The sequence below is a fragment of the Congzhengia minquanensis genome, assembly GCF_014384785.1.
Classification (GTDB): domain Bacteria; phylum Bacillota; class Clostridia; order UBA1381; family UBA9506; genus Congzhengia; species Congzhengia minquanensis.
This window is the reverse complement of sequence record NZ_JACRSU010000004.1, coordinates 1-14,122: the sequence shown is the minus strand read 5'-3', so window position 1 is coordinate 14,122 and position 14,122 is coordinate 1. Positions and strand designations below refer to the sequence as shown.

Here is a 14,122-nt window from a genome sequence, read left to right as displayed (position 1 = left end):
GAGATGAGACGATTGTCAGAAAACACATTTGATGCAATAAAAATAGGTCTCGCATCGCCGGATATGATCAGAAGCTGGTCCCACGGTGAGGTAAAAAAGCCGGAGACAATCAACTACAGAACGCTGAAGCCGGAACGCGACGGCCTGTTCTGCGAGCGTATCTTCGGCCCAACAAAGGACTGGGAGTGCCACTGCGGTAAATATAAACGAATTCGTCACAAGGGAATTGTCTGCGACCGCTGCGGCGTTGAAGTAACCCGTGCCCGCGTCCGTCGTGAACGGATGGGTCACATTGAGCTGGCGGCACCGGTTTCCCACATTTGGTATTTTAAGGGAATTCCGTCCCGCATGGGCCTTTTGCTGGACATGACGCCGAGAATGCTGGAAAAGGTATTATATTTTGCGGCATATGTGGTTATTAACCCCGGCGCACGCACAGAGCTGGAAAAGAAACAAATCCTGTCGGAACAGGAATACAGGGAATACAGTGAAAAATACGGCGACCGGTTCCGCGCCGGCATGGGTGCGGAAGCAATTAAAGAGCTTTTAGATGAAATTGACTTAGATGCCCTTTCCAAAGAAATTAAAACGGACTTAGAGGGCGCCTCGGGCCAGAAAAAAGTTCGCCTGATTAAACGGTTAGAGGTTGTGGAATCGTTCCGGCTTTCGGGCAACAACCCGTCTTGGATGATTTTAGACGTGATTCCCGTCATTCCGCCGGATATCCGTCCTATGGTTCAGTTGGACGGCGGCCGGTTCGCGACAAGCGATTTAAACGATTTATACAGAAGGGTAATTAACCGAAACAACCGTTTGAAAAAATTGTTGGATTTGGGCGCTCCTGAGATTATTGTAAGAAATGAAAAAAGAATGCTGCAGGAAGCCGTTGACGCGCTGGTTGACAACGGCAGACGGGGCCGCCCCGTAACCGGTCCGGGCAACAGACCTTTAAAATCCCTTTCCGATATGCTGAAGGGAAAACAGGGCCGTTTCCGCCAGAACCTTTTGGGAAAACGTGTGGACTATTCCGGCCGTTCTGTTATCGTAGTAGGTCCGGAACTGAAAATTTACCAGTGCGGCCTGCCGAAAGAAATGGCAATTGAGCTGTTTAAGCCTTTTGTAATGAAAAAGCTTGTAAACGACGGTGTTGCCCACAACATTAAGAGCGCAAAACGCATGGTGGAACGCTTAAAACCCGAGGTTTGGGACGTTTTAGACGACGTTATCAAAGACCATCCGGTGCTGTTAAACCGCGCGCCTACCTTGCATAGATTAGGTATTCAGGCATTCGAGCCGATTTTGGTAGAGGGCAGGGCATTGAAGCTTCACCCGCTGGTATGTACAGCATATAACGCGGACTTTGACGGCGACCAGATGGCGGTTCACGTGCCGCTGTCCCCGGAAGCGCAGGCAGAAGCAAGGTTCTTAATGCTTTCCGCCAACAACCTGTTAAAACCCCAGGATGGCCGTCCTGTTACCGTTCCTACCCAGGACATGGTTTTGGGCAGCTATTACCTGACGCTTGTAAAACCAAAAGAAGTGAAAATTACCGATCCCGGTGACTCTGAGAATTTTAAAGAGGGCCAGATTGTAAACTACATGTACTCCGTGCCCGGAAAGCCCAGCGTTTTGGCAGAAAATGCCGAGCTTGAGTCTGTTGGAAAGCGGGCGGCCGCCTTTACGGAGGAGGACTGTTACCAGGGTGAAGTTGGAGAAGGAAAAGTATTTTCCTCCTTTAACGAAGCATTTTTGGCTTACACCAACGGCGTTGTCGGGCTTCATGCGCCAATCCGCGTCCGCATGACCAGCGAAGACGGAGATTCCGGCATGATTGACTGCACGGTAGGCAGGCTGATTTTTAACGAATACCTTCCCCAAGATTTGGGATTTGTAGACAGAACACTTGCGGAAAACAAGTTTGTTTTGGAAGTGGATTTCCTCTGCGGAAAAAAACAGCTGGGACAAATTATTGATAAGTGTATCCAGGTACATGGCCTCACCAAAACAGCCGTTGTGCTTGACACCATTAAAGCAATGGGCTTTAAATATTCCACCCGGGGCGCAATCACTGTCAGCGTATCTGACATTGAGGTGCCGGAAAAGAAAAAGACGCTGCTTGCCGCTGCGGAAGACCGTGTGGACAAAATTACAAAACAGTTTAACCGCGGTCTGATTTCTGATGAAGAGCGTTATAAGCTTGTAATCGAAACCTGGACCAAAACCATAGACGACGTCACAGACGCCCTGATGGACAACTTAGACCAGTATAACCCCATCTTTATGATGGCGGACTCTGGCGCCCGTGGTAGTAAAAACCAGATTCGTCAGCTGGCTGGTATGCGTGGACTGATGAACGATACCTCCGGTAAAATCATCGAGATCCCAATCAGAGCAAACTTCCGTGAGGGCTTAAATGTGCTGGAATATTTCGTTTCATCCCACGGCGCAAGAAAAGGTCTTGCCGACACGGCCTTAAGAACCGCCGACTCGGGTTATCTTACCCGCCGTTTGGTTGACGTATCTCAGGACGTTATCATCCGCGAGGAGGACTGCGGAACCGCCGACGGCATTGAGGTTATGGCAATCACCGAGGGCAAAGAGGTAATTGAAAGCTTAGAAGACAGACTTTCCGGCCGGTTCCCGGTGGGCAACATTGTCCATCCGGAAACGGGAGAGATTTTAGCAACGCCGGATACGCTCATTGACGAAAAGCTTGCAATTCAAATTGTAAAAGCCGGCGTAACGAAAGCGACGATCCGCTCCGTGCTGACCTGTAAATCCAAGGTTGGTATCTGTGCAAAATGTTACGGCTCCAACTTGGCAAGCGGAAAAATTGTGCCCGCAGGTGAAGCGGTGGGCATTATTGCGGCACAGTCTATCGGCGAGCCGGGTACGCAGCTTACCATGAGAACGTTCCACACCGGCGGTGTTGCCGGCGACGACATCACACAGGGTCTTCCCCGTGTTGAGGAGCTGTTTGAGGCAAGAAAGCCCAAAGGCCTTGCAATTTTAACAGAGATTGCAGGCAGGGTTAGCATTGTTGAAAACAAAAAGAAACGCGAAATTGTTGTAACCAACGACGAAACAAAAGATGCAAAGACCTATTTAATTCCATATGGGTCGCGAATTAAGGTATTGGAGGGCGACATGCTTTCTGTGGGCGACGAGCTTACGGAGGGAAGCATCAATCCCCATGATATTTTAAGAATTAAAGACGTTACCGCTGTTCAGCAGTATTTGATTAAAGAAGTGCAGCGCGTTTACAGACTGCAGGGTGTTGACATTAACGACAGGCATATCGAGGTTATTGTGCGCCAGATGCTCCGTAGGGTGCGGATTGAAGAATCGGGCGACACGAAATTTCTGTCCGGCTCGTTGGTGGACATCAATGAGTTCAATTCCGTAAACGAACAGCTGATTGCAGAGGGCAAAACGCCCGCTGTGTGCTCCAGAATTATTCTCGGAATCACAAAGGCAGCCTTAACGACAGATTCGTTCCTGTCCGCTGCGTCGTTCCAGGAAACCACCAGGGTTCTTACGGAAGCCGCAACCAAGGGCAGGGTTGATCCGCTGGTCGGCCTAAAAGAAAATGTCATCATAGGTAAGCTTGTTCCCGCAGGTACCGGCATGACAAAATATCAGAATACACAGATTGAGCGGAACACGCCGATTATCGCATCCATTGACGAGTATGACAGCGATTTTGTGTCGAGAAATATGGACTATATCGGCTCCAATGTAATTCCGGATGCAGATGAAGAAGTTCTTTAAAATTTTTAATTGACACGAAAGTTTCAATATGGTAGAATAAGAAATGGTGTTTGTAGAGGAAAGGAATGACGAAACTTATGCAGACCGATTTGCTTAACGCCCCGTTTTTTGTGGGACTGAAGCAATCTACAGATGCAATTAAAAACGGAAAAGCGGCTAAGGCTTTTGTTGCAAACGACGCAGACGACCATGTTCGCCTGCCGTTTGTGGCGCTGTGCAGCGAGCATGGGGTTCCGGTGGAGTTTTGCGAAACCAAGGCAAAGCTCGGTAAGGATTTTGGAATTAATGTGAGTGCAGCCTGCGCCGTGCTTCTAAAATGATTTATGCTTTATATTATGTTTTATAATATAGATTTATTATTTGAAGAAAGGAGGAAATCGTTTCATGCCTACGTTTAACCAGCTTGTGAGAAAAGGTAGGGAAACTTCTGTAAAAAAATATACAGCGCCGGCTCTTTTAAAGAACTTAAATACGCTGAAGAAGAAAACTACCAACTTAAACTCTCCTCAGAAAAGAGGCGTTTGCACTTCTGTTAAAACAATGACACCGAAAAAGCCGAACTCGGCACTTCGTAAAATGGCCAGGGTACGTCTTACAAACGGTATTGAAGTATCTGCTTACATTCCCGGCGTTGGTCACAACCTTCAGGAACACAGCGTTGTTTTAATCAGAGGCGGCAGAGTAAAAGACCTCCCTGGTGTAAGATACCACATCATCCGCGGCACATTGGATACTGCGGGCGTTGCAAACCGTAACCAGGCGAGATCGAAGTATGGCGCGAAAAAAGCAAAAGCAAAGAAATAATTTGCGCTAAAATCACATAGGTGTCGGTACGTTATTCATGAAAGATTTCCTGTAATATTGTACTGCACTGACGATGTCAAACAAAAAGTTTGCATTGAGTACCTGTGATTTCATTTCACAAAAATAATGAAGGAGGGAAGAAAGGTGCCAAGAAGAAGTTTTATTGCGAAAAGAGAAGTATTGGCTGACCCGGTTTACAACAGCACGGTTGTTACACGTTTGATTAACAATATCATGCTGGACGGTAAAAAAGGTACCGCACAGAAAATTGTGTACGGTGCATTTGATATCATCAAAGAAAAGACAGGTAAAGAACCTTTAGAGGTGTTTAACGCTGCAATGGCGAACATTATGCCTGTTTTGGAAGTAAAAGCAAGACGTGTCGGCGGTGCTACCTATCAGGTTCCGATTGAAGTTCGTCCTGAAAGACGGCAGACGCTGGGCCTTCGCTGGCTCACGCTTTACAGCCGCGCAAGAGGCGAAAAGACCATGAGGGAAAGACTGGCAGCAGAGATTATGGACGCTGTGAACAACACAGGTTCCTCTGTGAAAAAGAGAGAAGATACGCACAAAATGGCAGAAGCAAACAAGGCTTTTGCACATTACAGATGGTAATTTTAACGGAAACGATCATAAATTGTTAATTTTCACGGCAAAGCCGTGTATCCGTGAAATTTTTGGATAAAATATTGCGTGATACTCACGTATTATTTGAAGAAAGGAGGAAATTTGGTGGCAAGAGAATATTCTTTAGCAAAAACAAGAAATATCGGTATCATGGCACATATTGATGCCGGTAAAACCACCACGACAGAAAGAATTTTGTTCTATACAGGCGTCAACCACAAAATCGGTGAAACCCATGAGGGTGCTGCAACGATGGATTGGATGGCACAGGAGCAGGAAAGAGGTATTACCATTACCTCCGCTGCTACAACCTGTCACTGGCTCAATCATAGAATCAATATCATCGATACCCCGGGACACGTTGACTTCACCGTTGAAGTTGAGCGTTCTCTGCGTGTGTTGGACGGCAGCGTAACGGTTTTCTGTGCAAAAGGTGGCGTTGAGCCCCAGTCAGAGACTGTTTGGCGTCAGGCTGACACCTATAAGGTTCCGCGTATGGCTTATGTAAATAAGATGGACATTATGGGTGCAGACTTCTATAATGTTGTCGACATGATGAAAACGAGGCTAAAATGTAATGCTGTTCCAATTCAAATTCCAATTGGTTCGGAGGAAACATTTAAAGGTTTGGTTGACTTAGTAGAAAACAAAGCATATGTTTACTACGATGACCTTGGGAAAGATATCCGCGAGGAGGAAATTCCCGAAGATTTAAAGGAAAAGGCAGAGGAATATAGAATTAATATGCTGGAAGCGGTTGCTGAAACCAGCGAAGAACTGATGGAAAAATATTTGGAGGAGGGAACTTTAACCGTCCCCGAAATTAAAAAGGCTCTTCGTGCAGGCACAATTTCCAACGAAATCGTTCCTGTTCTGTGCGGAACATCCTATAAAAATAAAGGTGTTCAGAAGCTACTTGACGCAATTGTTGATTATATGCCCGCCCCGACAGACGTTGCCGCAATCCGCGGAACAGATCCTGCCACAGGCGAAGAAGTGGAAAGCCCGTCTTCTGACGACGCTCCGTTTGCCGCTTTGGCATTTAAAATTATGGCAGACCCCTTTGTTGGTAAGCTGTGCTTTTTCCGCGTATATTCCGGAACGCTGGATGCCGGTTCCCACGTTTTAAACTCTACAAAAGATGTGAAGGAACGTATTGGCCGTATTCTGCAGATGCATGCAAACGACAGAAAGGATATTGACAAGGTTTATTCCGGAGATATCGCTTCGGCCGTTGGTTTAAAGAGTACCACAACCGGTGATACACTATGCGACCCGAACCACCCGATTATCTTAGAATCCATGGAATTCCCTGACCCGGTTATCCGTGTTGCAATTGAACCGAAAACTAAAGAGGGCCAGGAAAAAATGGGTATTGGTCTGGCAAGGCTTGCAGAGGAAGACCCGACCTTTAAAACCTATACGGACGAGGAAACAGGGCAGACCATCATCGCTGGTATGGGTGAGCTTCACTTGGAAATTATCGTTGACAGACTCATGCGCGAATTTAAGGTAGAAGCGAACGTTGGTAAGCCCCAGGTTGCTTATAAGGAAACCATTCGGAAAACGGTTGAAGTGAACCATAAATATGCAAGACAGTCCGGTGGTAAAGGCCAGTATGGTCACGTTGTAATGACGTTAGAGCCCTTAGAGGCAGGCGGCGGATATGAATTCGTAAATAAAATTGTCGGCGGTGCCATTCCGAAGGAATATATCCCGGCAGTTGACGCAGGTATTCAGGGCGCAATGCAGACCGGTGTTTTGGCAGGCTACAACGTAGTTGACGTTAGGGTTACCTTAATCGACGGTTCTTACCACGAAGTTGACTCATCGGAAATGGCGTTTAAAATTGCTGCGTCCATGGGATTTAAAGACGGCTGTAAAAAGGCAGATCCGGTATTAAAAGAGCCTATCATGCAGGTTGACGTCATTGTTCCTGAGGAATATATGGGCGACGTTATGGGCGACTTAAACTCACGTCGCGGACAGATTCAGGGTATGGAAGCACGTCCCGGCGCGCAGATGATTCATTCGTTTGTTCCGCTTTCTGAAATGTTTGGTTATGCAACAGAGCTTCGCTCCAGAACACAGGGCCGTGGTCAGTATACCATGCAGCCCAGCCATTATGAGGAAGTTCCCAAGAGCATTCAGGAACAGATTATTAACTCTCGTACGAAAAAAGATTAATTTTCTATTGATTTTTTTCGTATTTAATTGTAAAATAAAACTAATAAAAAACTAAAACTAAAATAAACATTTAGGAGGAAAACAAAATGGCAAAAGCGAAATATGAGAGATCAAAGCCTCATGTTAACATTGGTACAATTGGTCACGTTGACCATGGTAAGACAACATTGACAGCTGCAATCACAAAGGTTCTCAGCTTAAGAGGCGCAGCAGATTTTAAAGCTTACGACCAGATCGACGGCGCACCGGAAGAAAGAGAAAGAGGTATTACAATCTCCACCGCTCACGTTGAGTATGAAACAGAAAACAGACACTATGCTCACGTTGACTGCCCGGGACACGCTGACTATGTTAAGAACATGATCACAGGCGCAGCACAGATGGACGGCGCTATCTTAGTTGTTTCCGCTGCAGACGGTGTTATGCCTCAGACAAGAGAGCACATCCTGCTGGCAAGACAGGTTGGCGTTCCTTACATCGTTGTATTTATGAACAAGGCTGACCAGGTTGACGATCCTGAGCTGTTAGAGCTCGTTGAGATGGAAATTCGTGAACTTTTAACAGAGTATGAATTCCCGGGTGACGACACACCGATCATCACAGGTTCTGCTTTAGCAGTTTTAGAAAGCGATTCAACAGACATCAATGCACCTGAATATGAGCCCATCTTAAAGCTCATGGACGCTGTTGACTCTTTCATTCCCACACCGGAACGTGCTTCTGGTCTTCCGTTCTTAATGCCAGTCGAGGACGTATTCTCCATCACAGGCCGTGGTACGGTTGCTACAGGCAGAGTTGAAAGAGGAACACTGAACTTAAATGATGAAGTTGAAATCACAGGTTTAGCTGACGAGCCGAGAAAAGTTGTTGTAACCGGTATCGAAATGTTCAGAAAGCTTCTTGACCAGGCTGAAGCAGGCGACAACATCGGCGCGCTTCTCCGTGGCGTTCAGAAGAACGAAATCGAAAGAGGCCAGGTTTTAGCAAAACCCGGCACAATTCATCCCCACACACAGTTTAAGGGTGAAGTTTACGTTCTGACAAAGGAAGAAGGCGGACGTCATACACCGTTCTTCAACAACTACAGACCGCAGTTCTATTTCAGAACAACGGACGTTACAGGCGTAATTAAGCTTCCCGACGGCGTTGAAATGTGCATGCCCGGCGACAATGTAACCATGGAAGTTGAACTGATTACACCTATCGCTATTGAAGAAGGACTCCGTTTCGCTATTCGTGAAGGCGGCAGAACAGTTGGTTCCGGCGTTGTATCTTCTGTTATTAAATAATTCATTATTTTTTGACATAAACGGCATAGTCTAAATAGACTATGCCGTTTTTTTATTGTGAAAATAAACAAATTTTAAGGCATTTTTTTGATAAATTGAACAAAATTAATAAATTTTTATATTAAATTCTTTCTTTTACAGGTCAAATATGATACAATAAAAGCGTATAAATATGTAATGACGCATTACAAGAGAGAGAGGGAGACAAAAATGAGGACAATGCAAAAATGTTTATCATCCTTTTTAGCTGTTTCTGTTATTTTAATGTCACTGCTCATACCAATGGCCGCAGCAGCAGACGAATGTAAAATTGAAACGGCTGGAAACGCAGTGAGAATTATTCCGACAAACACATCTTTTACAAAAGATACGGCCCGGGAGTTTATATTCACGGTTCCCGAAGCCGGTGATTATGCGGTATTTTTTTCACAAACAGCAGCTAAAAACGACTACACTGTTACCTTTACCCCAACAGCGGGCGGGGAAACCGTTTTGTTCAACACGGGCAAAACATCAGAACAGAGCGGAAATAATTACAGCTATATCCGTGTAGGCGCAGCAGGCGGAGCAAAATCAGCCTCATCAACACTTCCAGCGGGAGAATGTACCATTGCAATTACACCAACTGTTGCAGATGCTGTTATAAATTACATTGATATCAGATGCACCACCATTTCCGTAGATGGGTCTAAGCAGGCCATTTATCCTTCCGATTACAATGCATATGCGAATGTTGGTTCTCCTGGACATGTTAACGGCATGATTAACAATGCGAACACAAAAGTGCCCGGTTATACGTATGTGTCGGATTACAACAGCGATTCATTTACAGCAAAGCGGACGGACGACCGTTACATCCACGTAAACGGCGGTGTGACCGTGACTTATAAGCTAAATGTTCAAAAAGCCGGAAACTACGCTGTTATGGTGGATCAGCGTTTCTATTCTTATAATGCAAAAGCAGATGAAAGCACAAATAACCGAACGGGCTCTATGGTGTTGGCTTTAGACGGCGAACAGGTCTACACAAAGAGCGATACGATTATAGTAAAGGGAAACGGCGGAACGACAGATGACGGAACCCGCGAGTGGCACATTGTTAATATGGCGCTGACCGAAGGCCCCCACGAAATTACATATAAAATGAATACCCTGGGGTCTTATTTCTATCATTTCACCATTGAGGAATTGACAGAGTATAACGATAAGGTTGTCACTGTGGACAATAACCTGACAAGAATAGAATCAGATGCGTCTGCAAAAACAATTGCGGCAGGAACGACCAGGAACTTTGAATTTACCGTTCCGGTTACCGGCTCCTATATCTTTGCAACGCAGCATCCAAAAACATTTTCAGGTAAGATATCTGCCACAGTAAGAAACCAGTCCACATTGGAAACCACAGAAATTTACAACGGCACCTGGGCTGACGACCAGAATAGTAAATATGCTAAAATTGGCGATAGCAAAACACAGCCGGTGATGTTAGAGGCCGGTGTTGCCTATGAGCTTTCCATTACACCAGACACCGAGCTTACGGCAGATTTCGTTGACGTTTTAAGAACAGAAATTCCCATAGATGGAAAAACAGCAATTCCGCCGCAATATATTACAGATTCAAACTTAACGTTAACGCATTTAAACAGCGACGACACAACAGGCACAGTGATCCCATCCGAGGGCTACACCCTTGTAGGCGATTACAGAAGCCAGGAGCTTGCGTCTCCGTCTGAAGGCACCCTTATTGGTGTTTATATGAACAATAATGGCAGCTATGCTTCCTATACGCTTGACGTACAAACACCTGGGTACTATAAATTTGACATTGCCGCTGGCCATTGGCAATCTGAAGACCTCACAGGAAAGCTGTTTTTCGCAATTAACGGCGCAGGGTTTGGTTCCGATACCTACAGTGCTACAGCGGCGGTAAAAAACGATACACTCTCTACGCCTGCAATTTATTTAGGCACTGGCAAGCAGACACTGACCGTTACCAATAAGAGTGGAAACGGCTGTGGGATGTATTTGAAATATCTGTTGGCGGAACCCGCAAGTGCCGGAACCGGCATTGTGGACGCAACAGAGCTTCCGGCAACGGTTGTTCCCAATCTTGCTTCCGATTTTACCGGACTTATCGGGGCAGACGGAATGGCTCTCGATAACGGGCAAAGCATATCTTGGAACATTGAAACCACAGAAATTGCCGCTGATTTAAGACTGCTCAGCGGAACAATTCCGGAAGGCGCACAGGTTTCGGTTAAAATAGACGACGCTGCGGCGGAAACGGTTCTTCTTTCGCAGCTGGGAGTGCTTTTTGAAAGCAAATCCTTTACTGCCGGAACACACGTTTTAACCATTCAGTCCCTAACCGACGGCGTGGTGTTGGGCCAGTTGAACCTGTGTGAACACAAGGAGCCAGTTCAAATTGTCGCAGGCGCAGCAAGAACAAAAACAGATTTGACAAACGGGCTGTTGCTAAGCGGCAGCGGAAGTCTTGAGGCAGCTGCAGGAACATTGAATCCGTCATCCTGTTACCTAATCACATTTGATATTGCAGACCAGGGCTATTACACTGTTTATGTAAATGCAACTATATTGCAGTGCAGCTATAAAGCATATTTTGATGGTGTTGACGTGACCAACAAATGGTATTATGCCACAGGGTCGAACAGCACAGAACCGGCGAAATCGGCGCAGGATAAAAAGCTTGCGGTTCCAATGCAGCTTGATGCCGGACAGCATACCTTTATTTTAGAAAGCTTAGAGGGTTATACGGCCAATCTTTCCAGCCAAATTGAACTCCGTCGGGTAGATGGTCCGTTATATGCAGACGTATCAAGCGGCGAGCGGGTAATTCCTGCGTGGGACTTCATTTCTTCAAATGTTACGACAGACGGATGGTGGTTTGCACATCAATATACCCAGGGGGCGCAGATGGATAAAACCGCCAAGGGCTATGAAGATTTTGTAGTCCGCAACGTGGTTTTAGACAGTGCAAGCGGTAACCAGGGCTGGACATATTCCGTTACAGTTCCTGAGGACGGATTATATGATTTTGGTTTTTATCATTCTAATGCTACCTCGGGTGTACGGGTAACGGTGGACGACAATCCCGAAGTAATATATCGTCCAACGAGTGCCTCCACAGTTACAAAATTTAATGCTCCCGACCCGATGTTCCTTACGGCTGGAACGCATACTGTTACGGTGCGGAAGGAAAGTGTTGCCGGAACGCTCAGATTTAACGGCCTAAGCTTTACAAAACGCAGTTCTGTAACTGTTGATGAAAAAAGCCATTCAGCTCAGGTTTGTGTTGGCTTTGAAATCGCTGTAACCGGTAAGGTTGTCACAGCACTGTACAGCGGACCGGAACTCGTGGGTATTTCCATAACGGATGCGGCAAACGCAAAGGACGTAAACGTTCAGGTGAAAAACCTTTCTGCCACGCCAGATTCCGCCAAGGTAATGGTTTGGAGAGATTTAGACAATGTGGAACCTTTGATGAAAAATATCACTTTTAGTGCGGATACGCAGGAATGGATTGCAATAAAATAAAGTTTTCTACAAAAGATAACCCCCCTTATGACAGCGTCGTAAGGGGGATTACTGTTTAGGCAAATAATGGGTTGACAAAGTATGGTTTGCGTAGTAAAATAGGTAGCGTATGATTTGGGCAGCGCAATGAAACGACCTGTTTGACGGATCTTTTGTGTCCGGGAAAGGGAAGCGGAGTTTATCATGAAACGAAACGCACCGGTAAAAACAGCGGAACTAATTAAAATCGCAATACCTTGCCTAATCGAGCAATTTTTGCTCGTTGTCGCCGGCATTATTTCCACCGCCATCGTAGGCAGATTGGGCAAAGCCGAGCTTACCGCAGCAACCATGTGCGCAAATTTGGTGGGGTGGCTGCAATGTATGTATGTGGGGCTGTCTGTTGGCTCAACAATTGTCGTTGGACGGATTTGGGGCGCAGGAGATAAAGATGGCGTAAAAGACGTGTTCGATCAGTCGCTAAAGCTCAACATCATGATTAGTGTCACCATTATGATTATTCTTCTGGTGCTGAAAAAACAAATTATCGGTCTGTTTTTCGGCGGTGCAGAACAGTCGGTTTTAGATAATATGTATTTGTATATGCCTTATTGCATGGCAAGCATGCCGGCTACGGCTTTCACCACAATCGTCGGCTCCTCACAGCGGGGAACAGGGGACAATAAAACTTCGCTGGTGGGCACGGCTTCATTAAATATTTCAAATGTCATTTTAACACCAATTCTCATTTACGGCGTATCATGGCTGAATATACCGGCTATGGGGCTGACTGGCGCCGGAATTGCCTTTGTTTCTGTGCGGTATATTGCCGTTATCTGCCTGACAATTTACATTTTCGCCACCAAAAAACCAATTCTTCCCCGCCGCTGGAACTTAAAACTGAAAAAGGAAACCATTCTGCGTATCATTCATGTTGCAGTTCCGTCGGCCGTGGAACAGTTTTTGTTCCAGGGTGGATTTGTAATGCTGCAGACCGTGCTGATAACCTTTGGAACGGTTTTTCAGGCGGGATATCAAATCGGGGCGAACCTGAACGGAATCATCTGTGTTCCGTCTCAGGCTATTTCTGTGGCCACCACAGCGCTGATTTCTCAGGCACTGGGATCAAACAGTTTAGACGATGCAGAAGAAATCGTAAAGGCAAACAAGTTCATCATATGGTCGGTTTTCAGCGTTATTGGCGTACTATTTTTCTTCGGAGCACCATTGTTGGTTAAGCTATATACAAATGAAACAGAAGTGATTCAAGAAGCTGTCTTTTTTGTGCGGCTTTTTGCAGTGGAATCGTTTGCGGTAGGATATATGCAGGCGATGACCGGCGTGCTAAAGGGGGCCGGCGATGTGCGATATACTGCCATAACCAGTGCTATAGCCCTTTGGGGCGGCAGAATTTTCGGCACATGGATACTGGCGAAAATAACCGGAAACGGTCATGTTGCAATGGCAATCGGTCTCAGTCTGGATTTCTTCTCTCGGGCATTTTTATATTCAAGAAAAGTTAAAAAGGGGAACTGGCTTCATATTAGAGTATAATTTTTATCAATATATAGTGGCATAGCGAACGAAAAATACCAAAAGAAGTGTTTTTATATTGTTTATGAATATTGAGGAAAAAGAAGTAAATATAGCAAAAAAAAGAGAAAATAAAAGATAATATGCCGTATATTTTAAAAATCGCGTTAAATCGACGTTAAAATAGTTGCAAACAACATAAAATCCGAGTATAATTATAAAAGTCGCCTCAAGAAAAGACAAAAAAGAGGTAACACACAGAACCTTGAAAAATGAACAGTGCAGGCTTGAAGATTCTTTGAGAGAAGAATTCCGAGTAATTTTGGATAAAGACAGAGATATCGGTCAAAAGGATATCGCTCCGCAAGCGGAGTTGA

At 45.6% G+C, this 14,122-nt stretch carries 8 protein-coding genes; all 8 read left to right on the top strand.

What is annotated here, in order from left to right; translation table 11 throughout:
* The first annotated feature begins 12 nt into the window (after window positions 1–12).
* The 8 genes from rpoC (at window position 13) to H8698_RS10250 (ending at window position 13,766) form a co-directional block, all read left to right on the top strand.
* Entirely contained in the window at window positions 13–3,771 is a 3,759-nt protein-coding gene (gene rpoC, locus H8698_RS10285; RefSeq protein WP_283245453.1) for a DNA-directed RNA polymerase subunit beta', read from the top strand.
* A 65-nt stretch (window positions 3,772–3,836) separates the two neighbouring features.
* Complete coding sequence (locus H8698_RS10280; protein ID WP_249313419.1) at window positions 3,837–4,091, top strand: L7Ae/L30e/S12e/Gadd45 family ribosomal protein; 255 nt, start codon at window positions 3,837–3,839, stop codon at window positions 4,089–4,091.
* Between the two features lie 64 nt (window positions 4,092–4,155).
* On the top strand, window positions 4,156–4,575 hold the full coding sequence (gene rpsL / locus H8698_RS10275) for a 30S ribosomal protein S12 (RefSeq protein ID WP_177679776.1): 420 nt from the start codon (window positions 4,156–4,158) through the stop codon (window positions 4,573–4,575).
* A gap of 144 nt (window positions 4,576–4,719) precedes the next feature.
* Complete coding sequence (gene rpsG / locus H8698_RS10270; RefSeq protein WP_177679775.1) at window positions 4,720–5,190, top strand: 30S ribosomal protein S7; 471 nt, start codon at window positions 4,720–4,722, stop codon at window positions 5,188–5,190.
* Between the two features lie 117 nt (window positions 5,191–5,307).
* On the top strand, window positions 5,308–7,389 hold the full coding sequence (gene fusA, locus H8698_RS10265; RefSeq protein ID WP_346726844.1) for an elongation factor G: 2,082 nt from the start codon (window positions 5,308–5,310) through the stop codon (window positions 7,387–7,389).
* 86 nt (window positions 7,390–7,475) lie between these two features.
* Window positions 7,476–8,678, top strand: a complete 1,203-nt coding sequence (gene tuf, locus H8698_RS10260) for an elongation factor Tu (protein ID WP_177679773.1) — start codon at window positions 7,476–7,478, stop codon at window positions 8,676–8,678.
* Between the two features lie 210 nt (window positions 8,679–8,888).
* On the top strand, window positions 8,889–12,233 hold the full coding sequence (locus tag H8698_RS10255) for a carbohydrate-binding protein (protein WP_249313418.1): 3,345 nt from the start codon (window positions 8,889–8,891) through the stop codon (window positions 12,231–12,233).
* 183 nt (window positions 12,234–12,416) lie between these two features.
* A complete protein-coding gene (locus H8698_RS10250) occupies window positions 12,417–13,766 on the top strand; it encodes an MATE family efflux transporter (protein WP_249313417.1) in 1,350 nt (449 codons plus the stop codon).
* The last annotated feature ends 356 nt before the right edge of the window (window positions 13,767–14,122 follow it).